Source organism: Pseudomonas sp. KK18 (assembly GCF_037094675.1).
GTDB lineage: Bacteria > Pseudomonadota > Gammaproteobacteria > Pseudomonadales > Pseudomonadaceae > Aquipseudomonas.
This window is the reverse complement of record NZ_CP146605.1, coordinates 3,626,062-3,650,473: the sequence shown is the minus strand read 5'-3', so window position 1 is coordinate 3,650,473 and position 24,412 is coordinate 3,626,062. Positions and strand designations below refer to the sequence as shown.

18 protein-coding genes and 1 pseudogene are annotated in these 24,412 nt (G+C 60.9%); 11 read left to right on the top strand and 8 right to left on the bottom strand.

Annotated elements, in window-relative coordinates; translation table 11 throughout:
* Positions 1 to 364 precede the first annotated feature (364 nt).
* The 5 genes from V6607_RS16635 to xylB are packed head-to-tail and all read left to right on the top strand — an operon-like array spanning position 365 to position 6,357.
* On the top strand, positions 365 to 1,897 hold the full coding sequence (locus V6607_RS16635) for a sugar ABC transporter ATP-binding protein (protein ID WP_003209705.1): 1,533 nt from the start codon (positions 365 to 367) through the stop codon (positions 1,895 to 1,897).
* 25 nt (positions 1,898 to 1,922) lie between these two features.
* Positions 1,923 to 2,891: a hypothetical protein gene (locus V6607_RS16630; RefSeq protein ID WP_003209708.1), complete on the top strand. Its 969-nt coding sequence runs from the start codon at positions 1,923 to 1,925 to the stop codon at positions 2,889 to 2,891.
* A gap of 33 nt (positions 2,892 to 2,924) precedes the next feature.
* Positions 2,925 to 3,866 carry an ABC transporter substrate-binding protein gene (locus V6607_RS16625; protein ID WP_003209710.1) on the top strand — a complete coding sequence of 314 codons (942 nt, stop codon included), beginning with the start codon at positions 2,925 to 2,927 and terminating at the stop codon, positions 3,864 to 3,866.
* Positions 3,867 to 3,887: 21 nt separating this feature from the next.
* Entirely contained in the window at positions 3,888 to 4,880 is a 993-nt protein-coding gene (locus V6607_RS16620) for a LacI family DNA-binding transcriptional regulator (protein WP_134326642.1), read from the top strand.
* A 1-nt stretch (position 4,881) separates the two neighbouring features.
* Positions 4,882 to 6,357 carry a xylulokinase gene (xylB, locus tag V6607_RS16615; protein WP_134326641.1) on the top strand — a complete coding sequence of 492 codons (1,476 nt, stop codon included), beginning with the start codon at positions 4,882 to 4,884 and terminating at the stop codon, positions 6,355 to 6,357.
* Between the two features lie 739 nt (positions 6,358 to 7,096).
* On the opposite strand, the gene V6607_RS16610 is transcribed toward xylB, so the two are convergent.
* Positions 7,097 to 7,951 carry an NmrA family NAD(P)-binding protein gene (locus V6607_RS16610; protein ID WP_003217807.1) on the bottom strand — a complete coding sequence of 285 codons (855 nt, stop codon included), beginning with the start codon at positions 7,949 to 7,951 and terminating at the stop codon, positions 7,097 to 7,099.
* Between the two features lie 96 nt (positions 7,952 to 8,047).
* Entirely contained in the window at positions 8,048 to 8,491 is a 444-nt protein-coding gene (locus V6607_RS16605; RefSeq protein WP_003217805.1) for an Lrp/AsnC family transcriptional regulator, read from the bottom strand.
* 130 nt (positions 8,492 to 8,621) lie between these two features.
* On the opposite strand from V6607_RS16605, the gene V6607_RS16600 reads away from it, so the two are divergent.
* Positions 8,622 to 9,521, top strand: a complete 900-nt coding sequence (locus tag V6607_RS16600) for a DMT family transporter (protein WP_008433324.1) — start codon at positions 8,622 to 8,624, stop codon at positions 9,519 to 9,521.
* Positions 9,522 to 9,540: 19 nt separating this feature from the next.
* On the opposite strand, the gene V6607_RS16595 is transcribed toward V6607_RS16600, so the two are convergent.
* The 3 genes and pseudogenes from V6607_RS16595 to V6607_RS16585 form a co-directional block, all read right to left on the bottom strand.
* Positions 9,541 to 11,529: a U32 family peptidase gene (locus V6607_RS16595; RefSeq protein ID WP_134326640.1), complete on the bottom strand. Its 1,989-nt coding sequence runs from the start codon at positions 11,527 to 11,529 to the stop codon at positions 9,541 to 9,543.
* A gap of 67 nt (positions 11,530 to 11,596) precedes the next feature.
* Positions 11,597 to 11,977 carry a RidA family protein gene (locus V6607_RS16590; protein ID WP_003217799.1) on the bottom strand — a complete coding sequence of 127 codons (381 nt, stop codon included), beginning with the start codon at positions 11,975 to 11,977 and terminating at the stop codon, positions 11,597 to 11,599.
* 120 nt (positions 11,978 to 12,097) lie between these two features.
* Positions 12,098 to 13,423 (bottom strand): annotated as a pseudogene (locus tag V6607_RS16585) (OprD family porin).
* 595 nt (positions 13,424 to 14,018) lie between these two features.
* Between V6607_RS16585 and V6607_RS16580 the strand changes: the two are divergent.
* On the top strand, positions 14,019 to 14,684 hold the full coding sequence (locus V6607_RS16580; RefSeq protein WP_003217793.1) for a response regulator transcription factor: 666 nt from the start codon (positions 14,019 to 14,021) through the stop codon (positions 14,682 to 14,684).
* Positions 14,681 to 16,045: an ATP-binding protein gene (locus V6607_RS16575; RefSeq protein ID WP_134326639.1), complete on the top strand. Its 1,365-nt coding sequence runs from the start codon at positions 14,681 to 14,683 to the stop codon at positions 16,043 to 16,045. The genes V6607_RS16580 and V6607_RS16575 overlap by 4 nt, the downstream gene beginning before the upstream one ends.
* Here the strand turns inward: V6607_RS16575 and V6607_RS16570 are convergent.
* From V6607_RS16570 to V6607_RS16560, 3 genes are all read right to left on the bottom strand, one after another.
* Complete coding sequence (locus V6607_RS16570) at positions 15,996 to 17,156, bottom strand: alpha/beta fold hydrolase (RefSeq protein ID WP_023658846.1); 1,161 nt, start codon at positions 17,154 to 17,156, stop codon at positions 15,996 to 15,998. The two genes, V6607_RS16575 and V6607_RS16570, sit on opposite strands and share 50 nt — an antisense overlap.
* A 68-nt stretch (positions 17,157 to 17,224) precedes the next feature.
* Entirely contained in the window at positions 17,225 to 18,022 is a 798-nt protein-coding gene (locus V6607_RS16565; protein ID WP_134326638.1) for a MipA/OmpV family protein, read from the bottom strand.
* Positions 18,023 to 18,113: 91 nt separating this feature from the next.
* A complete protein-coding gene (locus V6607_RS16560) occupies positions 18,114 to 19,067 on the bottom strand; it encodes a LysR family transcriptional regulator (RefSeq protein WP_134326637.1) in 954 nt (317 codons plus the stop codon).
* Positions 19,068 to 19,176: 109 nt separating this feature from the next.
* Between V6607_RS16560 and V6607_RS16555 the strand changes: the two genes are divergently transcribed.
* The 3 genes from V6607_RS16555 to V6607_RS16545 are packed head-to-tail and all read left to right on the top strand — an operon-like array spanning position 19,177 to position 24,394.
* Complete coding sequence (locus tag V6607_RS16555; protein WP_003217783.1) at positions 19,177 to 20,355, top strand: M20 aminoacylase family protein; 1,179 nt, start codon at positions 19,177 to 19,179, stop codon at positions 20,353 to 20,355.
* A 15-nt stretch (positions 20,356 to 20,370) separates the two neighbouring features.
* Complete coding sequence (locus V6607_RS16550) at positions 20,371 to 21,657, top strand: MFS transporter (RefSeq protein WP_256662359.1); 1,287 nt, start codon at positions 20,371 to 20,373, stop codon at positions 21,655 to 21,657.
* A gap of 22 nt (positions 21,658 to 21,679) precedes the next feature.
* The gene (locus tag V6607_RS16545; protein ID WP_256662358.1) at positions 21,680 to 24,394 is read left to right on the top strand and encodes a glycoside hydrolase family 3 C-terminal domain-containing protein; all 2,715 of its coding nucleotides are present in this window, start codon (positions 21,680 to 21,682) and stop codon (positions 24,392 to 24,394) included.
* Positions 24,395 to 24,412 lie beyond the last annotated feature (18 nt).

Genomic DNA, 24,412 nt, shown 5'->3' with positions numbered 1-24,412 from the left:
CGCCGCAGAGCATGCTCACAGAAGATCGCGCACGCGCGATGAGGAGGAGATGAGGTCTTTGGACGATAGCAGATAAACCGCAACCGACAGGGATCGTAGTGGCCAAACGCGGTGTTATTTTTAGAAAAACACTCAATCGGATAGGTGAAGGTGGAAAAACGGCGGTTTTATCTGCAATTAGTCTCTCCAGGTCGCTGGATGAACATTTATTCATCAGGTGAAACGTTTAATCAAACGATAAACGGCTGACGCAAGCGCTTGCGTAAGCAAATGTATCTGATTAGAGTCGGCAGCAATCAGGTCTGCCGATGACTGCCATCGGCAAACGCCCGAACACAACAATAATAAAACCAGGAGCTCAGTCATGAGCCTTGAACCCTTGCTTGAAATGCAGGGCATCAGCAAGACCTTCAACGGTCTGCGGGTGCTCAAGAACGTCAGCCTGAAGGTCTACCCCGGTGAAATCCACGCCTTGATGGGTGAGAACGGCGCCGGCAAATCGACCTTGATGAAGATCCTCTCCGGTGCCTACCAGGCCGATGATGGCGGCACCATCCGCATCGATGGCCAGCCCGTCGCCAGCTACAACCCAGCCTCCGCCAAAGCCCTCGGCATTGCCGTGATCTACCAGGAACTGAGCCTGTGTCCGAACCTCACGGTGGCCGAGAACATTTACCTGGGCCGTGAACTGCGCCGTGGCTGGACCATCGACCGCAAGGGCATGGAAGCCGGGGTGGCCGAGGTGCTGGCAAGGCTCGGTGCGGAGTTCCTGCCCACCACCCGCGTCGCCAGCCTGTCCATCGCCGAGCGCCAACTGGTGGAAATCGCCCGGGCCTTGCATGCCCACGCAAAAATCCTGGTGATGGACGAGCCCACCACGCCGCTGTCCTCCCGGGAGACCGACCGCCTGTTCGCGCTGATCAAACAGCTGCGCAGCCAGGGCCTGGCGATCATCTACATCAGCCATCGCATGGCAGAAATCTACGAGCTGTCGGACCGGGTCTCGGTGCTGCGGGACGGCGAGTACGTCGGCGAACTGGCGCGGGACGTGCTGTCGGCCGAAGTGCTGGTGAAGATGATGGTGGGCCGCGACCTGTCAGGTTTCTACAAGAAGGAACATGCGGCCTACGACCCCGGCCAGGTGGTGATGCGCGTGCGTGACATGGCCGACGGCAAGCGCGTGCGCAACTGCAGCTTTGACCTGCACGCCGGTGAAGTGCTGGGCATCGCCGGCCTGGTGGGCGCCGGGCGTACCGAACTGGCACGGCTGATCTTTGCCGCCGACCCACGCACCTCCGGCACCCTGGAGGTGGTCGGCAAAACCGTGACCCAACTGCGCAACCCGGCGGATGCGATTCGTGCCGGTGTCGTCTACCTCACCGAGGACCGCAAGGCCCAGGGTCTGTTTCTCGACATGAGCGTGGCCGACAACATCAACGTCTGTGCGTGTGTGCCGGATGCCCATGCCGGTGGCGTGCTCGACCGTGGCCACGCCGCACAACGCTCACGCGATGCGATCAAGTCCCTGTCGATCCGCGTGGCGTCGGGCAAGGTCAACGTCGGCGCGTTGTCCGGTGGCAACCAGCAGAAGGTGCTGCTGGCACGGCTGCTGGAGGTCAAGCCGCATGTGCTGATCCTCGACGAGCCCACCCGTGGCGTGGACATCGGCTCCAAATCCGAGATCTACCGCATCATCAACCAGTTGGCCAAGGCCGGCGTGGGCATCGTGGTGATCTCCAGCGAGCTGCCGGAAATCATCGGCACCTGCGACCGCGTGCTGATCATGCGCGAAGGGCAACTGGTGGCCGAAGTGGGCGGGGCATCGGGGCTGGATATTTCCCAGGAGGCGATCATCGACCTCGCAACCGGCAGCGAGCAGGTGGCCGCCCATGGCTAATTCAACGACAAGCGGGAGCAACACCATGACTGTGGCAACGATCGGCAAGGCTGAGCGTATTCGCGAACTGATGCGCACGGTGGGCATGTTGCCGGTGCTGGTGCTGTTGCTGGTGGGCTTTGCCCTGGCCAGCGAAAACTTCATGACGGTGCAGAACCTGTCGATCATCACCCAGCAGGCGTCGGTCAACGTGGTGCTGGCGGCGGGGATGACCTTTGTGATCCTCACGGCGGGCATCGACTTGTCGGTGGGAGCGATTCTTGCGGCTTCGGCTGTGGTTGCGTTGCAAGCGTCGATGTCACCGCAGTTCGGCATGTTCGGGATTGCCGCCGGGGTTGGCTTCGGCCTGTTGCTGGGCCTGGTCAACGGCGGCCTGATCGCCTTCATGCGCCTGCCGCCGTTTATCGTCACCCTGGGTGCGCTGACCGCCATGCGCGGTTTGGCACGCCTGTTGGCCGACGACAAAACCGTGTTCAACCCTGATTTGCCGTTTGCCTTTATTGGCAACGATTCGGTGCTGGGCGTCCCCTGGCTGGTGATCATTGCCGTGGCCGTGATTGCGCTGTCGTGGTTCATCCTGCGGCGCACGGTGATGGGGGTGCAAATCTACTCCGTGGGCGGCAACCCGGAAGCGGCGCGGCTGTCGGGGATCAAGGTGTGGAAGGTCCTGCTGTTCGTCTATGCCATGTCCGGTGCCCTAGCCGGCCTCGGCGCGGTGATGAGCGCGTCACGCCTGTTCGCCGCCAATGGCCTGCAACTGGGGCAATCCTATGAGCTGGATGCGATTGCCGCAGTGATCCTCGGCGGTACCAGTTTTACCGGCGGCGTCGGCACCATCGGCGGCACGCTGATTGGTGCGCTGATCATCGCGGTGTTGACCAACGGCCTGGTGCTGCTGGGCGTCTCGGATATCTGGCAGTACATCATCAAGGGCATCGTGATCATTGGCGCGGTAGCGCTGGATCGCTATCGCCAGTCCGGTGCGCGGACCTGATTTCACTCAAACAACAATCACAAGAGAGTCATCATGAACTTCAAACGCATGTTTCCTGTTGTCGCCTCCCTGGGCGTTGCCGTGTTGATGTCCCAGGCGGTGCAAGCCCGTGAACTGAAAGCCATCGGCATCAGCATGGGGTCCCTGGGCAACCCGTATTTCGTGACCTTGGCCGACGGTGCCACGGCGCGGGCCAAGGAGCTGAACCCGGCGGTGAAAGTCACCTCGGTGTCGGCCGACTATGACCTGAGCAAGCAGTTCTCGCAGATCGACAACTTCATCTCGTCCAAGGTCGACCTGATCCTGCTCAACGCCGTCGACCCGTCGGCGATGGCCTCGGCGATCAAGAAAGCCCGTGATGCCGGGATCGTGGTGGTGGCCGTGGACGTCGACGCCAAGGGCGTGAATGCCACAGTGCAGACCGACAACGTCGAGGCCGGCAAGCTCGCCTGCCAGTTCATCGTCGACAAACTGTCGGGCAAGGGCAATGTGATCATTCAGAACGGCCCGCAAGTCACCGCCGTGACCGATCGGGTCAAAGGCTGCAAAGCCGCGCTGGCCAGCGCCCCGGAGATCAAGGTGCTGTCAGATGACCAGGACGGCAAAGGCTCCCGCGAAGGCGGCTTGAACGTGATGCAGGGCTACCTGACACGCTTTCAGAAAATTGACGGCCTGTTCGCAATCAACGACCCGCAAGCCATCGGCAGCGACCTGGCGGCCAAGCAACTGAAACGCAGCGGCATCATCATCACCTCCGTGGACGGCGCGCCGGACATCGAGAATGCCCTGAAGACCGACACCCTGATCCAGGCCTCCGCCAGCCAGGACCCATGGGCCATGGCCCAGACCGCCGTCAATGTCGGCAATGACATTCTCAATGACAAACAACCCGCCGAAGCGGTTACCCTGCTGGCGCCAAAATTGATAACCCGCGATAACGTCGGTTCCTACGCCGGTTGGTCAAGCAAGCATTAAAAGCACCCAGGAGTGAGCACCGTGGCAACCATGGAGGATGTGGCAAGAATTGCAGGGGTGTCGACGTCAACGGTTTCCCACGTCTTGAACGGCACCCGCAAGGTCAGCCCGGACACGGTGCAAGCGGTGCAGGACGCGATCCGGCAGGTGGGCTACATCCCCAACACGCTGGCGCGTTCCCTGGCGCGGTCCACCACCAATACGATTGGCGTGGCGATCTCGGCACTGTCCAACCACTACTTCAGCGAAACGGTGCACGCGATTGAAACCGAGTGCGCCAAGCACGGCTACATGATGTTGTTTGTCGATACCCACGACGATCCCGAGCAGGAATTGCGCGTAGTCACGACGCTGCACCATCGGCGGGTGGACGGCATTCTGCTGGCGCCGTCTACCGGTTCGCTGGCCCTGGAATACCTGCAGGCCAATCAAGTGCCGGCGGTGCTAGTGGACCGGATGATGTGTGATCGTTTCGATCAGGTCGGGGTGGAAAATACCCTGTCTACCCAGGCTTTGGTGGCGCACTTGATCGAGCATGGCCACCAGCGGATCGGCTTTATTTCCGGGCGGGCGGGGCTGGGCACTTCCGATGAGCGCGTGGCCGGCTATCAAGCCGCGTTGCAGGCGGCAGGGTTGGTGTTTGACCCGCAATTGCTGGTCAACGGTGGTTCCAGCAGCGAGCCGGCACGGCAAGCGACCGCGCAGTTATTGGCCCTGGCAACACCGCCCACAGCAATCATGGCGGGCAACAACCTGATGACCCTGGGTGCGATGCACGCCTTGCGTGATGCGAATATCGACGTGCCCGGGCAGATGGCCCTGGTGGGCTTCGATGATTTTGACTGGGCGGATTTCTTCGTGCCACGCCTGACCCTGATCGCACAGCCGGTCCAGGAACTCGGCGCCCGGGCGGTCAACCTGCTGCTTGAGCGCATGGCGTCGCCCAAGCGTAAAACACACAGCGTGCGGCTCGCGCCCACCCTGAAGATTCGTAACTCATGCGGCTGCCCCTGATATGAACAACGCGGTTTCCCTTGGCATTGATCTCGGCACTTCGGAACTCAAGGCGATCCTGATGGACGAGCAAGGCAACGTCCTCGCCCATGCGGGCGCGCGGCTGACGGTCTCGCGCCCGCACGCAGGCTGGTCCGAGCAGGCGCCTGAGGATTGGTGGCAAGCATGCCTGAAGGCTCTGGACCAACTGCGCACTGATCAGCCGGATGCCTACGGCCGTGTCGGCTGCATCGGGTTGTCCGGGCAGATGCACGGGGCGGTGTTGCTGGGGCAAGACGACCGGGTGTTGTACCCGGCGATTCTCTGGGATGACTCCCGTGCCATGGCCCAGGCTGAAGCCTTGGGCAGTGAGTTTGCCGACGTCACCGGCAGCTTGCCGATGGCCGGTCTCACGGCGCCCAAGCTGCTGTGGTTGCAGGAGCATGAACCGGCGGTATTCAGCGCCATTGATTGCGTGCTGTCGCCCAAGGACTACCTGCGCCTGCGCCTGAGTGGTGAGCGCGTGAGTGATGTGTCCGATGGTGCGGGGACGTTGTGGCTGGATGTGGCCAACCGTGAATGGTTTGAACCGATGCTGCAGGCCACGGGTTTGCGATGGGCGCAGATGCCACGGCTGGTAGAAGGTGGCGCGGCCAGTGCTTGTTTGAATGCGGCTGCGGCGGGGCGACTGGGCTTGGCCGAGGGCCTGGTGATTGCCGGCGGTGGCGGGGACAACCCGGTGGCGGCGGTGGGCATAGGGGCGGTGAATGCGGGGGATGCGTTTATCACGTTGGGGACGAGTGCGGCCATCGTGGCGATTACTGATCACTCGGCGGGGAATCCGGCGAGTGCGGTGCATAGTTTTTGTCATGCGTTGCCTAATCGCTGGTACACCATGGGCGCCATGCTGGCCGGGGCCAGTTGCTTGCGGTGGGTGACGCGGTTGACGGGGTCGGTTGATGAGCAGGCGTTGCTGGATCGGGTGCAGGCCGAGTTGCCGATCGGGCAGGGCGTGCCGGTTTCCAATCCGTTGTTTTTGCCGTATTTGGCGGGGGAGCGCACGCCCCATAACGACCCGTTGTTGCGGGGTGGTTTCATGAGCCTGGGGCATGACTGCACGCCGGCCATGCTGGGGTATGCGGTGATGGAAGGGGTTGGGTTCGGGTTGCTGGATGCGCTGAGTGCGGTGCAGTCGGCCGGGGCCACGGTGGGGGCTTGTGCGTTGGTGGGTGGTGGGGCGCGCAGTGAGTATTGGGCGCAGTTGTTGGCCAATATTCTTGGGCGGGAGATTTATACGTTGCATGGCAGTGAGTTGGGGGCGTGTATTGGTGCAGCGAAGTTGGGGTTCCTGTCGAGCGGCCAGGGTGCGGCGCTGTTGCAGGCGGGGATGCCGGTGAAGCAACGGTTTTTCCCGGACGGCGCTCAACAGGCTGTTTTGCAGGCTCGATATTTGAAGTTTCGGGGGTTGTTGGGGGCGGCTAAGGCTTTGCACGATTAGGGAGGTTCTGGGTGTATATCCGTTATTTGGGTAACGGCTGCTATTGGTTCCGCTCTTACAGCGGCTCACTTTTGAACAGCGCAAAAGTAAGCAAAACGCTCTTGCCCCACCACTCGGCACCTCGCTTAGGCTCGGTGTGCCCTCACTCCGGCTTTGGAGCGTGGGCCGCCGTCATGGGCCATCCCTGGCCCATGACGGCTAACCCGGCGTCCTGCCGGGTTACCCACGCTCCAAAGCCTGCGTTCGGCCAGCGTGGTTTAACGGGGCGCCCAAGATCAAGATCAAAAGCAGATCAAGAGCACAGCGGCCTACCGGCCGGCTTGAGTGTTGAAGAGCAAAATCAGAAGCTAAAGCGGGCACGGTCCAAATGTGGGAGCGGGCTTGCTCGCGAAGGTCGTTAACGATGACGCGGGCATTCTGAATGAACGCGGCGCTCTCAGGTTTTTCGCGAGCAAGCCCGCTCCCACAGAAAAGCAGATCTGTTTTCGCTCTGGTCTTTGCTTTTAACACTCAAGCCCGCCGGGAGGCCGCTGTGCTCTTGCTTTTGATTTTGATCTGACTGCCCCAATAAGCCCGAGGCCGAACGCAGGTATTGCGGAGCGGCGGCCCGCGGAGCAATGCCGTTTGGTGGACTTTGCCGCTTTTGCAAAGTGACTCGCCGTAAGAGCGAAACCATACGCCGCCGTTACCCAAATAACGGATATGTACCCAATCACTGAGCTGGCTTGCAGGCATGGCATCAGGTTTTTGCAGCCAACTCCCGCAGCACCTTGAGCAATGTGGTCTCACCCTTAACCACGTCCGCCTGCTCAAAGCAGATCCAACCTTCGTTAAACCCATCAATCATGCGCATGCGCGGCATTGGATTCTGCGCGCCTTGCTCACGAAACATCGGCTCCCACGCATCGCGAGGCACCACCTGTGCTGTCACACCACGACCAAGCACTTCGGTCAACGTGCGAGCGATGTCGTTCGGGCTGACCCATTGGCCTTCCAGCTCAACTACCCGACGCCCGCTCCAGTGTTGCTGCAACAATTGCGCAGCGAGGCGGCCGACGTCGGCGGTGGCGATCATCGGTACGGTCTTATCCAGCGGTTGCAGGAAGCTGTGGATCACTCCGTGTTCACGGGCCGTGATTACGTCGTAGGCGGTATTTTCCATGAACCAGCCCGGACGCAAAAAGGTCACCGGCACGTTCAACGCGCTCAGCGCCTGTTCCATCAAGGTGCGTTGGGTCAGCAGGTTCAGGTGCTCGGCCTGGGCGCCGATGGTCGACAGGCAAACAACTTTCTGCGGGGCCGCCGCTTCAATGGCCTGAGCGACGGCGGCAATCACCTTGCGCGCCTCGGGAAAACCCGGCTCCGGGTCGAAATCCGAAGGCGGCAGGATAAACACGCCGGTGGCACCCTTGAATGCTTCAGTGAGGGCCGCAGCGTCGTCCATATTGGCGATGGCGACCTCGCAACCAAGGGCGGCCCATACGGCGCCTTTGCCGGCATCGCGAATGACTGCGCGCACGGGTTGACGATCGTTGAGGAGAAAGCGCGCGAGGGCGCCGCCAACTTTGCCTGTGATTCCGGTGATGACATACATGGTGTTTACGCCTGTTGTTCCAATGTGTGGATCAAGCATAAACACCGCCCTGGATTGACAGAATAGCGATCCCGTCACTGCATCAGTGACTCAGAATCATGAATCACTCAGTGGTGGCAATCGGCGTTTTACCGGGGTTTTCTTGACGATGGCGGTGTTGGTTTCGGCGTAAGCGTTGAGCTTATCCAGCAGTGTGTCGAGTTGGTCCATGGTGCGCACATGCAGGCGTGCGATGAAGCAGTCATCGCCGGTCACTTTGTCGCATTCGGTGAACTCGGGGATCGCCTGGATCTGGCGCTCCACCTCCTGCAGTTTCCCGGGCAGTGGGCGGATGCGCACGATGGCTTGCAGCAGGTAGCCGAAATGTTTGGGGTCGATGTCCACGGTGTAGTTCTTCAAGACGCCGCGCTCTTCCAGGCGCCGCAGCCGCTCGCCGACGCTGGGGGAGGACAGGCCGGTGATACCCGCCAAGGCCTTGAGGGACAGGCGCGAATCGTCCATCAGCGCGGCGATCAGTTGCTGGTCAATGCTGTCAATCATGGTCGCTCCGAAAGCGATTGCTCAGGTTTGCCTAATAAGAATAGGCGAAATGCAAGGTTCGCCTTATTTAGAATCTGGAGTCGCTACAGGCCAGATTGCCATAATTGAGCCTCACTTGAGGAGCTCAATCATGGACAAATCCATACGTCGCGGTTCATGGGAAATGGTCGCCGCCATGCTCATATCCGGCACCATCGGCTGGTTCGTGCTGGTGTCGGGAGTGCCGGTGGTCGAAGTGGTGTTCTGGCGCTGCGTGATCGGCGCGCTGACGTTGCTGGTGGTGTGCTGGCTGCTCGGCTATCTGCGCCTGGACTTGCTGGACTACACCAAGCTCGGGCTGGCGATGCTCAGCGGCGTGGCGATCGTGGGTAATTGGTTGCTGCTGTTCGAGTCCTACGCCAGGGCATCCATTTCCATCAGTACAGCGGTGTATAACGTGCAGCCGTTCATGTTGGTGATGCTGGCGGCAGTGTTCCTGGGGGAGAAAATCACCGTGCAGAAGCTCGCCTGGCTGAGCGTGGCGTTCGTGGGAATGCTGGCGATTGTCACTGCCCATGGCGATCAGTCAAATACCGGGGACGACTATCTGGTGGGCGTGGCATTGGCGCTGGGCGCGGCGCTTTTGTACGCGATTGCCGCCCTGATCATCAAGCGCTTGAAGGAGGTGCCGCCGCATTTGATGGCGTTGATCCAGGTGACCACAGGCGCCTTGCTGCTGGCACCGCTGATGCAGTGGCACAGCCTGTCTGCATCGATGGATGCTTGGGCGGCATTGCTGACCTTAGGCGTGGTGCATACCGGCTTGATGTACGTGCTGCTGTATGGCGCGATCCAGAAGTTGCCGACGGCAATCACCGGGGCGCTGTCGTTTATCTACCCGATTGCGGCAATCTTTGTCGACTGGATTGCCTTTGGGCATCGCCTGGGCTGGTTGCAATGGCTGGGCGTGGCGGCGATTTTGCTCGCGGCGGCGGGGTTGCAGCGGGGTTGGTGGTGGCGTTCGAAAACAGTGATGAGCGTCACGCCGTAGCATGACGCTCACCGGCGACTCAATGTGCGCCGCGCGGGATGGTCTTGAGCAGGTCATCCGGGCTGATATAACCCACCACGCTGCCCGGTTGCGGCAGGCCGAGGATGTGGCCCTTGATCTTGCCGATCACGTGCATCTCGCAAGGCTTGCAGTCGAACTTTAGCGTCAGTACTTCGTCGCCGTGGATCAACTGCATCGGCGCAACCTTGGTCTTCACCCCCGTCACACCCTTGGCCTGTTTGGGGCAGAGGTTGAACGAGAACCGCAGGCAGTGCTTGGTGATCATCACCGGCACTTCGCCGGTTTCTTCGTGGGCTTCGTACGCCGCGTCGATCAGTTGCACACCATGGCGGTGATAGAAGTCGCGAGCCTTCTGGTTGTAGACGTTGGCCAGGAACGACAGGTGCGATTCCGGATACACCGGCGGCGGCGTGGTTTCCGCCTTGCGGCCGCCCCGTGGATGAGCCTGGATACGCGCCTCGGTCAGCGCCTCGATCACTTCACGGCGCAGGGCCTTGAGCTGCGAATTCGGGATGAAGAACGCCTGCGGCGCATCCAGCTCGATCGCGGTGGCGTGGTACTGGGTGGTGCCCAGTTGGCCCAGCAGGTCGCGCAGGGTTTCCAGGGCCTGTTCCGGCTTGTTGGCCACGCCAAATGGGCCGGGCAGGGCAACGCTGGCGCTGATGCCTTCTTCGCTGGTGACGGTCAGTTCCAGGCGATCTTCCTGCAGGCGAGCCGCCCACGACACGCCGATACGGCGCTCGGCGGAAGTCTTCAGCAAAGCCTGCTGCCAGTTATGGTCCAGGTTGCGGTTCAACGGATGATTCGGCCGCAGTTGATGCAGGCCGGCCGGCATCTCGTTGGGTTCGACGCGGTAGCGATAGCGCTTCTCGCCGTCTTCTTCGAACTCACCTTTTGGCTCGGCGATGTTCGCGCGGAAACCCACCACTTCACGCTTGATCAGCACGTTGAGGCCGTCGCCATTGGACAGCGGCTCATGGGTGATCACTTGCAAGTCACGCTTGCCGGCTTTTTCCACCACACCCACCGGCAGGCCGGTAAAGGTTGGGGTGTCGAAGGCGCCGATGTCGACCTTGCGGTCGGTGACGAAGTAGTCGGTGCTGCCACGGTGGAAGGTCTTTTCCGGGTCCGGCAGGAAGAAATGCGCGGTGCGGCCGCTGGACGCGCGAGCCAGGTCCGGGCGGTCTTCGAGAATCTCGTCCAGGCGCTGACGGTAATAGGCGGTGATGTTCTTCACATAGCCCATGTCCTTGTAGCGGCCTTCGATCTTGAACGAACGCACGCCGGCATCCACCAGGGCGCGCAGGTTGGCGCTCTGGTTGTTGTCTTTCATCGACAACAGGTGCTTTTCAAAGGCGACCACACGGCCCTGGTCATCCTTGAGGGTGTAGGGCAGGCGGCAGGCCTGGGAGCAATCGCCGCGGTTGGCGCTGCGGCCATTCTGGGCGTGGGAGATGTTGCACTGGCCGGAGAAGGCCACGCACAAGGCACCGTGGATGAAGAACTCGATGGCGGCATCGGTTTCATCGGCAATCGCCCGGATCTCTTGCAGGTTCAGCTCACGGGCCAACACCAGTTGCGAGAACCCGGCCTGGTCGAGGAACTTGGCCCGGCCCAGGGTGCGGATGTCGGTCTGGGTGCTGGCATGCAGTTCGATGGGCGGGATATCCAGCTCCATCACCCCCAGGTCCTGGACGATCAGCGCGTCGACGCCGGCATCGTAAAGCTCGTGGATCAGCTTGCGCGCCGGCTCAAGCTCGTTGTCGTGCAGGATCGTGTTGATGGTGGTGAACACCCGCGCATGGTAGCGCCGGGCGAACTCCACCAACTGCGCGATATCGCTCACGTCGTTGCAGGCGTTATGGCGCGCGCCGAAACTCGGGCCGCCGATGTACACGGCGTCGGCGCCATGCAGGATGGCCTCGCGGGCGATGGCAACATCGCGCGCAGGGCTGAGCAATTCCAGGTGATGCTTGGGCAAGGACATAGTTTTTTTAGTCAGGCTTGTCACGGAGGCGGGCATTGTAGCTGTGAAATGCCCGCCGGGCATCCCATCAACCCTTGGCGGCCATCGCCGTGACTTCAACCCGCATGCCTTCCACCGCCAGGGCGGCCACGCCAACCGCTGCGCGCACTGGCCAGGGCTTGGCGAAATAGCGTTTGTAGACTTCGTTGAAGGCGGCGCGGTCGGCCATGTCCGTCAGATAGATGGTCAGGTGCATGACCCGGTCAATCGAGCTGCCGGCGCGTTCCAGGGCCACTTTCAGGGCTTGCAGGGTGCATTCGCTTTGCAGGGTGATGTCGCCCAGTTCCAGGCTGCCGTCGGCGCGGGTGGGGATCTGGGTGGAGACGAGGATGCCGTTGAAGCCGATGACGTCGGAAGAGATGGAGTCCGGATCGAGGTCGGGGGTGAACGCGAGGTCGTGGTTGGCCATGAAGGTCTCGTTTTGCTGCAGAGTGAGGCCGCGCAGTTTAACGCCTCCCGCAGAACTGCCAACCCAAATAGCTGTTCAGCGTGCCAGCGACCTGTGTCGCTGGCACGTCCCGGGAAGGGCTTACAGGATGTTGAACGGGTAGTTGACGATCAGGCGCGTATCGTTGACGTCGCCGCCACTGCCCGACTCGGAACTGCCGGTGTGGTAGGCCTGACGCAGGCGGAACGCGAGGTTTTTCGCCGGCCCGCTCTGCACCACGTACGTCACTTCCACGTCGGTTTCGTGCTCCTTGGCGCCGTTGCCGTAGGCGCCGAGGTAGGCACTGTTGGCCGGGGTGTGGCTGCCGTCAATGTCGGAACCGTTGATGTAGCGGCTCATAAAGCTAAGCCCCGGCACACCGTAGGTCGCCATGTTCAAGTCGTACCGCAGGGCCCAGGAGGCTTCGCCAGGGCCGTTGAAGTCGGACCATTGCACCGAGTTGGCCAGCAGGATCGAGTCGCCGGCCGCGGCAGCACCGTTGTCACCCGCGCCGATGTAGTCGAACGGCTCGTTGCCATCGATCTTCTGGAACGACAGCGTCAGCGTGTGGACCTGCAGGAACGAATAGGCCGCCGCCAGCGAGTACGCCGTGGTGTTGATCGTGCCTGCGTTGGCACTCCCGGTATCCAGTGTGCGGTACAGGTTGCCGTCCAGGGTCACGGATTGGCCATTGCTCAGCGGCATCACGTAATTGAGGTTGGTGTAGTACTGGCGTCACACGTCCTGCAACTCGCCGGCATACACCGTGGCGCTCAAGTCCGGGGTGAAGGTGTATTTGCCACCGACAAAACTGGCACTTTTGGTCGCCACGTTGGCGTAGGTGGCAAAGATATCGTGCTCATGGTTGTTGGTATCGCCGCTGTTGGTCGCGGTGAAGTGGCCGGCTTCAAGGTTCAGGCCGGCAATTTCGTTGCTGGTCAGGTCAAAGCCGGTGGCGGTCTGGTCAAGCAGCCCGACACCCCCGACGGCAAACACTGGCGCGGTGGGCTGCATTTCACCGTACTTGAGCTGCGTCTTGGAGATCCGCAGCTTTATCGCTCCCCCCAACGAGCCGTAGGCGTCCTGAGGGTCGCCGTTGCGATCAAGGGGCAGGTTGCCGGTGTTCGCGTATTTGCGCTGGGAGTCGAGTTTCAGCCCGCCGTAGGCATAGGCGTCGACGCCAAACCCGATGGTGCCCTGAGTGAAGCCGGAGATGTAATTGGCCATGACCCCTTGGGTCCAGTCGCGCTGGTCGGCCCGGCCTTCTTCCCGGTTACGGTTCAAGTAATAGTTGCGCGCGACCCCGGTGAGGCTACTGCCATCGACAAACCCCGTGGCGGCGGCCTGATCCGTTACTGTGTCTGCCAAGGCTACTTGGCTCAGGCTGGTAGATATGACCAGCGCTAATAGGTTCCACTGTTTAACCATGGTAATGACTTCCCCGGATTAATTAATCGCTAAAAGTTGCGTGCACAGGTGCACGACCTTATTTTTTATGGCGTATATAACTTTTCGGCAGGCGTTATTAAGGCTGGCGTTGAAGCCGGGTTTCGCGTCTTATAGTTTTAGCCGGGCACCACCCTGGCGGGCATTGCTGGCCTGTGTGCGACGGGCGATTTTTAACCGAATTGTGTTAAAGAACCAGTGAAGGGATCTTAAACTCGATTAATTAATATTCACTTTTTCAGGCGGCAGGCTGGTGTAACTTTGAGCCTGTCTTAGCCGCTCTGCTTCGACAAAAAACTTTGGTTTGCCGCCGCAGGCTCTGCGGCGGATTTTTTATAAATACCCATGTAAATTTATTTAGTGTTGGGTTTATAAAAAGTACGGCGAGTACTTTGTTTTCTATTAACTTCCACAACTAATTGCCGGCGCTTTTATTGGCGCGACAGCACGTGAACCGATCAACTCCCTCCGTTTTAATACTTTCTTAAAAAAATCGGTCTATGGTTCTGGCCCTTGCTCATCATCCCGTATGTGTGGATTGTGTTGCCCCATTCCAAGCAGCACACGAGGGCCTGCTGTGTATTTATTGTTGGTGGAAGACGACGCCATGCTGGCCGAAGCCATTTGCGATGGCGCACGGCAAAACAGCTGGAACATTGACCATGTCAAGGACGCCTCCCACGCGCGCCTGGCCTTGGTCGAACATACCTATAACGCGGTCCTGCTTGACCTGGGCCTGCCGGGTGAGTCCGGTTTGAGCGTGCTCAAGGCCCTGCGCAAACAACACGACCCCACACCGGTGGTGATCCTCACGGCCAGCGGGCAACTGAGTGCGCGCATCGTCGGCCTGGATGCGGGGGCCGATGATTATCTGGTCAAGCCGTTCCAGCTCGACGAACTGTGGGCGCGCTTGCGGGCCGTGAGCCGGCGCAGTGAAGGGCGGGTGATCTCACTGCTGACCCTGGGGGATATCGTGCTGGACCGCAGCCGTCACGTGGTCACACGAGGCGGCCAGCGGGTGGCATTGAGCGCGTATGAATACCGCACGTTGCTCGCGCTGCTGGAGCGCCCCGGTCACGTGCTTGCGCGTGATCATTTGCAAGCGGTGGTTTATGGCCACGCCAGCAACATCGAGAGCAATACCATTGCCGTGTATATCCACCAATTGCGGCGCAAATTGGGCGATGAGCTGATCACCACGGTCCATGGCCAGGGCTATATGATCGCCGGGGCCCGTCAATGAAATCCCTGCGCCAACGCATGATGCGTGTGCTGTTCCTGACCATCGGTATCTGCTGGGCGCTGGCCTTGACGGCATTGCTGATTTACACCCAGGTCAGCTCCAGCAGCATCTGGGACAGCAAGCTGCAAGCCATCGCCACCCAGCTGTTGCTGGCTGTCCCGCAGAACAATGAGCAGCTCCCGGGCAAGGACGCCAGCCCGCAACTACGCAGCGCCGGGCTGGCCGAAGCCGGGTTGTTGACGTACCAGGTGTGGGCGCGCCACGACCGTTTGCTGGCCGGTGCGCCGGGCGCTCCGTCGACGGCGTTGCAGGGGAGTTTCCTGGACGGCTTTTCGAGCCCGATGATCGATGGGCGCAAGTGGCGGGTCTATTCAATTTCCGACAGCAACCGGCAACTGACGGTCCAGGTCGGCTACCTGCACAGTGTGATCAGCGCGGACATGCGTCGAAAAGCCTTCGTGGCGCTATGTATCGCCTCATCGCTGCTGGCGCTGGTAGGGCTGTTGATGTGGCAGGTGTTGCGGCGTGCGCTACGGCCGGTAATGGTGATCGAAAATGCCCTGCGGGGCAGGCATCGTTTTGACCTTACGCCGTTGTGGGTGTGCGCGCTGCCCGTCGAGCTGCGCCCGCTGGTGGAGGGGTTCAATCACTTGCTGCGCCAACTCGACCAGGCACTGGAAGGTGAACGGCGTTTTATCGCCAATGCGGCCCATGAGTTACACACGCCGCTCTCGGCCTTGCAGGCCCATGCGCAAATTGCCCTGCGGGCCACGACCCTGGCTGAAAAGGACGCGACCTTGCACAAGCTGCTGGCCGTGGTGGCGCGCAGCTCGCGTTTGTCTGAGCAATTGCTGGACCTGGCGAGCCTGGAGGCGGTGCACAAACCCCATCGCACCCAGGTCGATTTGAGCGAACTCATCGGCTATGTCACCGATGAATTTGAGGTGCAGGCCGCGCAGGCGCAGCGCACGCTGCTGGTGGAGACCCAACCGTGCCTGATCGACTGCGATGTCGACGCCATGGGCATTTTGCTGCGCAACCTGATCGACAATGCCCTGCGCTACACCGCGCCAGGCGACCACGTAAAAATCAGTTGTGGCCCATCGCCCCAGGGGCCTTGCCTGCAAGTCGCCGATAACGGGCCGGGGGTGGCGGCCGCCGAGAGGGAGTCGATCTTCGAGCGCTTTTACCGCGTTCCCGGCAATGGCGGGCAGGGCAGCGGGATCGGCCTGTCGCTGGTGAAAAATATCGTTCAAGGGCACCACGCAAGCCTCATCACCAGCAGCGGCCTGGCCGGCAAGGGATTGTCCATCAGCGTGTATTTTCCTGGGGTTGTGCCGCCTCCAGCACCTGCGCCATAACCTGGGCCTGCCATTCAAAATAAGGGTTGTACGTGAGGCGGGCATGCACCTTGCCTGCTTCCCGATAGCCCCAATCGGAATACCACACAGCGGCCCCCGCCAGGCATTGGCGGTAGCCGTCGGCGTTCTGCCCGTTGGAACACATCGGCTGTTTGCCTTGTCGACCGTACTGGGGGTTGTCCGGCGAGAACAGCACACTCATATGGGAAAACTGGCTGATGTGTTCGGCGGGAAACTGATCACTGCGCACCAGCATCCTAGGGTGGCGCTGCCCGGCAACCAGGTCGCCATACCAGATCATCCGGGATGCCGGGTTCGGAAAGCGCTGACTGAACGTCTCCCGCACAAACCCCACATCCACCACCGAATCATGGGCGGCGCTGACGATCAGCACTGGCCGGTCATAGGTCTGCATCGCCAGCCTGCTGCGCACGACGGTACTGGTGAGGTAGAACTGGGCAAAGCCGTTGGTGGGTACGTTCTGGTAGCGCAACGGCGTCTGCTGGGGGGCAGGGCCGTCGGGCTGGCGCAACCAGGGCTTGACCCTGGACAGCCACGGTAACAACCAATCGAAGGGCAGGCGGGCCTTGAACGCGGGCGAAAACAGCAGCAGGCCAGCGATGGCCGGGTCGTCCATGGCGTATTCCAGCACCAGGTTGGCCCCGGTGGAGAAACCGCCCAGGTACACCTCGTCGGCGTCCTGGCGCAGCAACGCCACTTGCCGCGCCACGCTGTGTTGCCAGTCGGTGATATCGACGCCCAGCATGTCGGCGGGTTGAGTCCCGTGCCCGGGCAGCAACAGCGTGCGCACCCGATAACCCTGGCCGGCGAGTTGTGGTGCGATATCAATGAACGAGCCCGGTGAGTCCCCCAGGCCGTGAACCAGCAGAATCCCCTTGCCGTTGGGGTGTTCAGGCAGCCATTCGCGAGGGGCGTTCCAGGCCAGTTCCAGGGCATGGTCCGTGCCCTGGAAGCGTCGGTCACGTTCAAGCAGCAAGAGGGTTTGCTGGCGGTAGTTGGCAAAACTCGCCGGCACCGGCGATACAGGGCTGGCCGGCAGCTCGGCGCAGCCGGCGATGCAGGACAACAACAGCGTCCCGAGTGATTTCATGGGGCCTCCGTGGGCGTGAGCAAGCACCGTAAAGCCGCCGCAGGCAGGGCCCGCGACGGCCATGTCAGTCAAAAACGGTACATGTACCAAAGCCGTGCCGAACCGAGGGTGGATCGGTCCACGATCGGGCTGTCTTCAATCTCACTGCCCAGGCGTGTGGCGCTCAGGTCCAGATAGACGTGCTGGTTGGCCTCCAGCTGATAACCAACGCGTACCCCTGCCTCGATATTGACGGTGGCGTCACCGGTGTAGGCCCGACGCGTCGCCGTGGCTTCGCGGGCGCGTACACCGTAGTAGTAAGCGACGTAATCTGCATCCAGGTGCACCGCTGCCAGGCGCGGGGTGAAGTCGAAGCTTCCCGCGGTAAAGCGTCGCTCGACGGCCAGCCGGATGATTTGCCCGTCACTGTTGCCTGACGCATCGCCTGCCCATTGCGCGGAAAACTGCGCGACCGGGCTCTGCCAGATGGCCTTGCCCCCCAGCCAGATGCCGGGATCACGGTCACGCATGCCGTCCAGGTCCTCGGAATCGGAGGCGTCATAGCCTTCACCCAGCCCGTACCGGGCCTGCAAACGAAAGGACAGCGCGCTGTCGCTGGGAATCTTGAAGTCGATACCAGGGCCCATCACGCTGATCCAGCGATTTTCATAGGACACCGCCGGCAAGAGTTGGCTGTCGTTGTCATGGCCGCGGTAGGGGGAATTTGTCACGGCGGCCCCCAGGCCCAGTCCCCAGCCAAATGCCTTGTCGCTTTCTGGCGCCGCGAGGGTGATGCCGGGCAGCAGCGACAGGCTGGCCAGGCACAGTGTCCCGACAAACGAGGTCAACGCGTTCACGGGCGGCGATTTAGCTTCGATGGGCGACATAGGTGTGTTCTCAGAGGGAGCGCTGAGGCGGAGTATGTCGGGGAGGAATTAAGAAATTTTTAGGCGGATTAATCGCTTGTTAAGAGGTCACTCAAAAGAACAAATCCTTCGGCGACAGCCTCTCGCTGAACCGTGAACCGGGATTCCTGGCGTGTTGCTTAATGACCTGCTTCAACACACCGATGAAGGCAGTTGCAGCTTTGCTGCGCACGTTACCCCGGCGGCTGACCACGCCGAGGATCCTTGATTTGGAGCCTTTGAACGCACTCAACGGCGCAACCGCATCGGCAAAACACGCGGATTTGAGCAATAAGTCAGGCAATACAGTCAGCGAGTCCGTCTGCAACAGCACCGGCAGCAAAATCCCCGCCGAGTGCACGCTCACCACATGACTGGGCGGGGGTGACAGGCGAAACTCCCGGTTCAGATCGCTGATAAACGTGTTGTGCAGCGAAGGCGGGTAGTTCGCCAGCCACTTCATGGCATTCAGTTCATCAATGGAACTGGAGTGCCGTAGCGGATGGTCTTTACGCCCCACCACATGGGCCTGATAAGAAAACAGCGGTTCGATGGAGAACTCGTTTTCGGTAATGAAATTACTGGCCTGGATCACCGCGAAATCCAGATAGCCGTCCCGAAGCTGCGGCACCGAAATGCCGTGCAGCCCCTCGAACACCTCGAGGAATACGTGGGGGTACTTTTGCTGGTAGAGGCTCAGGCATTCCGGCAGAAAGCTGAAGTTGATAAACGGCGAGACGGCAATACGCAGGCGTTCGGCCTGCCCGCTGCGAATCAGGTTCAGGTCGGCCTTGGCCTTTTCAATCTCGCTGAGTATCAGGCGCGCGTGGTGCAGCAGGCTTTTGCCAGCCTCGGTAAAACGCACGCCGGTGTGGGTGCGCTCCAGCAATTCCACCCCTTGTTGCTGCTCCAGATCACGCAAGGTGCGGGTGATTGCGGCCTGGGTCAGGCCGACGGATTTGGCCGCGCTGCGGATGCTCCCGGTTTCGGCGACCGCCACCAAAGCGGTGAACTGGTTGGTTTTCATGCTGTCCCTGATGACAACTAAATGTTGTCATCGAGCCTAAAGGTTGTCTTTTCATTCTGTCAATACGGGTCAGAATCAAGCCCATATCGGGTCTGAGGAGACAACAAAAATGAAGATTCTGGCAGAGATCGAACAGATTCAGGACGAGATGATAGCCATCAGGCGCGCTATCCACGCTCATCCGGAATTGGGCTTCGAGGAGTTTGCAACCAGTGACCTGGTGGCGCAAAAACTTGAGGAATGGGGCTTCGAGGTGCATCGCGGCCTGGCCGGCACCGGCGTAGTAGGGCAATTGCGCAACGGTGACGGCGCGCGCATAGGCTTGCGGGCCGACATGGACGCGCTGCCGATTGCCGAGGAGACGGGCCTGGAATACGCCAGCACCCAGCCCGGCAAAATGCACGCCTGCGGCCATGATGGTCACACCGCCACACTGCTGGCAGCGGCCAAAGTCTTGGCCAACACCCGACGCTTCAGCGGCACCCTGAACGTGATCTTCCAGCCGGCGGAAGAAGGCTTGGGCGGCGCCCGTGAAATGGTCGAACAGGGTTTGTTTGAGCTGTTTCCGTGCGATGCGATCTTCGCCATGCACAATATGCCGGGCTTCCCCCAGGGCAAGCTGGGCTTTCTCGCCGGGCCGTTCATGGCCTCATCCGACACGGCGACGATCACCCTGAACGGCGTGGGAGGGCATGGAGCAGTGCCCCACAAGACAGTGGATCCGGTAGTGATCGCGGCTACTTTGACCTTGTGCCTGCAAAGTGTGGTATCGCGCAATATCGACCCACTGGACACCGCAATCGTCAGCGTTGGCTCTATTCATGCAGGTTCCGCTGCAAATGTGATCCCGGCATCCGCCAAGCTGCTGGTCAGCGTTCGGTCATTGCGAGCCGACACTCGCGACCTGCTGCAAACCCGCATTACTACCCTGGCGCAGCACATCGCACAGAGTTACGGCGGCAACGCAGACGTGCATTACAACCGGCGTTACCCGGTACTGGTCAATGATGAGGCGGAGACGGAACTGGCCCGCAGTGCAGCTCTGGAATGGTGCGGGGAAGACGGCCTGATCGAGAATATGCGCCCGCTCACAGGCAGCGAAGACTTCGCCTTTATGTTGGCGAAATGCCCGGGCTCCTACCTGATCATCGGCAATGGCGACAGTGCGGAGAACGTCATGTGTCACCATCCCAAATTCGACTTCAACGACCAGTGCCTTTTGGTCGGCGCGTCCTACTGGGTCAAGCTGGTGGAAAAAATGCTCAAGCACACTGCTGCTGTCAATTGAGGCCCGGACCCGATCATGGAAACTACTTCAACTGAAGCGTCCGCCGTGTCTGTGCGCACATCGGCACCGGCCCAGCCCGGCAGGAAAAACAACATCGCCGCCGTCACCATCGGCAATGGCCTGGAGTTCTACGACTTCACGGTCTACAGCTTTTTCGCCACGGTGATCGGCAAGCAGTTCTTTCCCATGGAAGGCTCAAACCAGCTGCTGCTGGCGTTCGCCACCTATGGCATCGGTTTTTTCATGCGCCCGTTGGGCAGCATTTTGCTCGGCCAGTATGCCGACCGGGTAGGGCGCAAGGCCGCGATGATATTGACCCTTTGGCTGATGGCCATCGGTTCGCTGATTTTTGTGCTGACGCCCACTTATGGCCAGATAGGTATCGCCGCGCCCTTGCTGATCGTGTTTGCCCGACTGCTGCAAGGCTTCGCGATTGGCGGCGAGGTCGGCGCGTCGACGACTTACCTGATGGAAAAAGCCGACAGCCACGAACGAGGTTACTTCACCAGTTGGCAATTCTTCAGCCAAGGCCTGAGCGTGTTGCTCGGTGCAGTGGTGGGCCTGAGCGTGAACTACACCCTGACCGAGGAACAAGTCATGGCCTGGGGCTGGCGTCTGCCATTTGTGATCGGGCTGCTGGTGATCCCGGTGGGCTCGTATATGCGCCGGCACCTGCAGGAAAGTGACCAGGTGAAGCACGACGTCAGCCATCGCTTGAGCTGGGGCGAGCATAAACGTGCGTTGGTCGCCGGAATCCTGATCGCCATCGGCGGCACTTCGGGCTCCTATGTAATCCTGCATTACCTCTCGAATTTTGCCGTGGCGCAGTTACACCTGCCGCTGTCTGCCGGGATCTGGACCGGCTGCGCAGCGGGTGCCGTGCAAGTGGCGCTGGCGGTGGCTTCCGGCCGAGCCTGTGATCGCTGGGGGCGCAAGCGCATGATTTTCTGGTCGCGGCTGGCCTTGTTGCTGTTGATCTACCCGGCGTTCGTGCTGTTGCAGCACTCGCCTACTTTGCCCGCGCTGGTGATTGTAGCGAGTACCCTGGCGGCGTTGCTGGTGTGCAATACCGTGCCTTCGCTGGTGTTGCTTGCGGAAATTTTCCCCGCTCAGGTCCGGGCGACAGGCCTCTCGGTGACCTACGCCCTGGCCAGCATCATTTTCGGCGGCTTTGCGCAGTTCTTCTGCACGCTGCTGATCTCACTTACCGGCAACCCCAGCGCCCCGGCGTTCTACCTGATTGTGTGCGGGCTGGTTTCCCTGCTGGGCCTGGCGCTTGTCAAAGAACCCACTCAACGTTAACCCAGAAGTAACGGAGCTTTTCATGACTACCTCAATAACGCGGTACGGGCGCGTATGCCCTGGTTTTTTCCGACTGTCGACGCTGGCAGCGGCGGTGTTGTGTTCAACCCTGGCGGGGCCGTCCATGGCCAGGGAAACCGATGAGGCCCGGGTGGATGCCCTGCTGAAAAAGATGACCCTTGACGACAAGTTCAACCTGATCCGCGGCATGACCGAAGCGGATGCTACCAACCAGGGTCAGGCCGGCTACCTGCCGGGCGTACCGCGCCTCGGCGTGCCGGCCCTGCGCATGGCAGACGGGCCACCCGGTATCCTGACCCGCAAGGCCTCGATCATTCCCACCTCGACCATGGGCCTGGCCGCCACCTTCAGCAAACAGGATGCCTTTGATAACGGCACGGTGATTGGCGAGGAAGCAAAGCGCCTGGGCATCGACGTTGCGCTGGAGCCCTTCATCAACATGTTCCGCGACTCGGGCTTTCGGCGCGGCTGGAACACCTATGGCGAAGACCCGCTCCTGACCGGCAGCATGGGCGCTGAATTGATCAAGGGCATCCAGGGCCAGGGCGTGATGGCGCAAGCCAAGCACCTGGTCGGCTACGACATGACCGGCTTTGACGTGAGCATCCCCGAGCAAACCCTGCACGAGGTGTACCTGGCTCCGTTCCAGGACGCCGTTGACGCCGGCGTAGCGTCAATCATGTGCTCCTACAACAAGCTCAACGGCGAATTCGCCTGCGGCAACGAACAATTGCTGGAACAGGTGCTGCGCAAGCAGATGGGCTTCAAGGGCTTTGTCACCTCTGACTGGGGCGGCGTGCACAGTGCGCAATACATCAAGCGGGGCATGGACATGGAGATGCCCGGGCGCATCGATGAACAGCACCCATTCTGGGACATCATGCGTTCCTACTACGACGACACCGAGCAGCAACAGCCTGCGCTGCACACGTCCATGGGCAGCATGAAAAAGGTCTTCGCTCGGCCCATGCCGGAGGAGTGGATGGTCGGCCAGCGGCCAAACGTGCTGCTGGGGCAATTCCCCAACGACGAGAAGCCGAGCAACCTGTTTGAAGCCCTGCGGGATAAAACCGTCAGGGAACAGGACATCGACACGGCCGCCAGGCGCGTGCTCGGGCAGATGGAGCGTTTCGGCCTGTTGGACAAGGGCAGCCACCAGCCACAGTCGACCCCGATGGTTGCCGGGTTGTCCGCCATCGTGCGCCGCACCAGTGAGCATTCGGCGGTGCTGCTGAAAAACCAGGACAACGTACTGCCGCTATCGAAGGACGACCTCACGGGCATAGCGATGATCGGCCCGGGCGCTGTCCAGCCCGTTGCGCTGGGAGTTTCAGCCGAGCACGCGATCGGCATGCCGCAGCTACAAGTCGGGCCGGCCACTGCACTAAAGGCAATCGAACCGAATGCCGCGATCAGCGTGACGGTGGCCAATGACATGACCGGCGTCGTGATTCCGGCAGACCGGGTTTCGTTCGATGGCAAGCCAGGTTGGGTTAGAGTCGAGGAGGGGCAGAACCAGCGTGACCAACAACTGCAATTCACTGGCGCGAATGCCCTGGCGGCAAACACCTTGCCAAGCTGGAAAACCCACCTGACCATCGATCAGGAAGGCGACTACAACCTCAACCTGCACATGCTTGGCGCCGGTGCCGTGCTGAAGGTCGACGGGAAAATCATCGGTGAAAGCAGCTCGTTGAAAAACGCCCTGCACGGTGATGTGGTGCATCCGGGGCAGGATGCCCTGATGCCAACCACCGATGGCCTCAACAACGTGCGGCGCATGGTCAAGCTCAGCCGTGGCGAACATCTGATTGAAGTCAGCACCTATAACGACACGTCTGGTGAACCGGTTCAAGTACGCCTGGCGTGGGTCACGCCTGCCATGCGCGAAGCCAACCGGGCGCAGGCGCTGGCTGCTGCCCGCAGCGCGAAGAAGGTCGTATTTTTTGCCTGGGCGCGTACCGACCCACAGTTTGGTTTGCCGGGCGACCAGGACAAACTGATCGAAGAAATCGCCGCGATCAATCCCAATCTCGTAGTGGTGCTCAACACCAGCAGCCCGGTCGCGATGCCATGGCTGGACAAGGTCAAGGGCCTGGTGCAGATGTGGTGGACAGGTGATGAAGGCGGCCCTGCGACTGCGAACATCCTCACCGGCCGCAGCAACCCTGCAGGCCGCCTGCCGTTTACCTGGGCCCGCAGCCTGCAGGACTATCCCGCCACCGATCCCAAGTACCCCGAGCGTGGCCAGCAACTGGATGGCGTGGTCAGTTACACCGAGGGCGTCAATATCGGCTACCGCTGGTTTGAGTCGCAGCATAAGGCACCGCTGTTCCCATTCGGTTATGGGTTGTCCTATAGCCGCTTCGATTACAGCGCGCTGCAAACCTATCGCCTGGGCAATGGCGACCTCAAGGTTGATTTCAAACTGACCAATAGTGGTGGCGTTGCGGGGGATGAAGTACCGCAGCTGTACCTGAGTGCACCGCAACACAAGGTCGAAGGTGCCGAGTTCGCACCGCAGACCCTGGTCGGGTTTGATCGGGTCAGCCTCAAGGCCGGGGAGACTCGGGCGGTGTCCATCACCGTGCCGCTGCGCAAGCTCCAGTATTGGGCGGTGAAGACCCAATCCTGGGAGCTGCCGCGAGGCCAGCGCACCTTGAAACTCGCCAGTGCGTCGGACAACGTGAGGGCCAGCCACGTCGTCTCGTTCTGACCGTTACACCCCATAAAA

What these genes read in the sequence shown, in the direction of transcription:
- V6607_RS16625 (WP_003209710.1), top strand. Translation starts at nt 2,925, where the DNA reads ATGAACTTCAAACGCATGTTTCCTGTTGTCGCCTCCCTGGGCGTTGCC.
- V6607_RS16560 (WP_134326637.1), bottom strand. Translation starts at nt 19,067, where the DNA reads ATGAAAACCAACCAGTTCACCGCTTTGGTGGCGGTCGCCGAAACCGGG.
- V6607_RS16565 (WP_134326638.1), bottom strand. Translation starts at nt 18,022, where the DNA reads ATGTCGCCCATCGAAGCTAAATCGCCGCCCGTGAACGCGTTGACCTCG.
- V6607_RS16610 (WP_003217807.1), bottom strand. Translation starts at nt 7,951, where the DNA reads ATGTATGTCATCACCGGAATCACAGGCAAAGTTGGCGGCGCCCTCGCG.
- V6607_RS16545 (WP_256662358.1), top strand. Translation starts at nt 21,680, where the DNA reads ATGACTACCTCAATAACGCGGTACGGGCGCGTATGCCCTGGTTTTTTC.
- V6607_RS16605 (WP_003217805.1), bottom strand. Translation starts at nt 8,491, where the DNA reads ATGATTGACAGCATTGACCAGCAACTGATCGCCGCGCTGATGGACGAT.
- V6607_RS16555 (WP_003217783.1), top strand. Translation starts at nt 19,177, where the DNA reads ATGAAGATTCTGGCAGAGATCGAACAGATTCAGGACGAGATGATAGCC.
- V6607_RS16590 (WP_003217799.1), bottom strand. Translation starts at nt 11,977, where the DNA reads ATGGCCAACCACGACCTCGCGTTCACCCCCGACCTCGATCCGGACTCC.
- V6607_RS16575 (WP_134326639.1), top strand. Translation starts at nt 14,681, where the DNA reads ATGAAATCCCTGCGCCAACGCATGATGCGTGTGCTGTTCCTGACCATC.
- V6607_RS16635 (WP_003209705.1), top strand. Translation starts at nt 365, where the DNA reads ATGAGCCTTGAACCCTTGCTTGAAATGCAGGGCATCAGCAAGACCTTC.
- V6607_RS16570 (WP_023658846.1), bottom strand. Translation starts at nt 17,156, where the DNA reads ATGAAATCACTCGGGACGCTGTTGTTGTCCTGCATCGCCGGCTGCGCC.
- V6607_RS16550 (WP_256662359.1), top strand. Translation starts at nt 20,371, where the DNA reads ATGGAAACTACTTCAACTGAAGCGTCCGCCGTGTCTGTGCGCACATCG.
- V6607_RS16630 (WP_003209708.1), top strand. Translation starts at nt 1,923, where the DNA reads ATGACTGTGGCAACGATCGGCAAGGCTGAGCGTATTCGCGAACTGATG.
- V6607_RS16595 (WP_134326640.1), bottom strand. Translation starts at nt 11,529, where the DNA reads ATGTCCTTGCCCAAGCATCACCTGGAATTGCTCAGCCCTGCGCGCGAT.
- V6607_RS16600 (WP_008433324.1), top strand. Translation starts at nt 8,622, where the DNA reads ATGGACAAATCCATACGTCGCGGTTCATGGGAAATGGTCGCCGCCATG.
- xylB (WP_134326641.1), top strand. Translation starts at nt 4,882, where the DNA reads ATGAACAACGCGGTTTCCCTTGGCATTGATCTCGGCACTTCGGAACTC.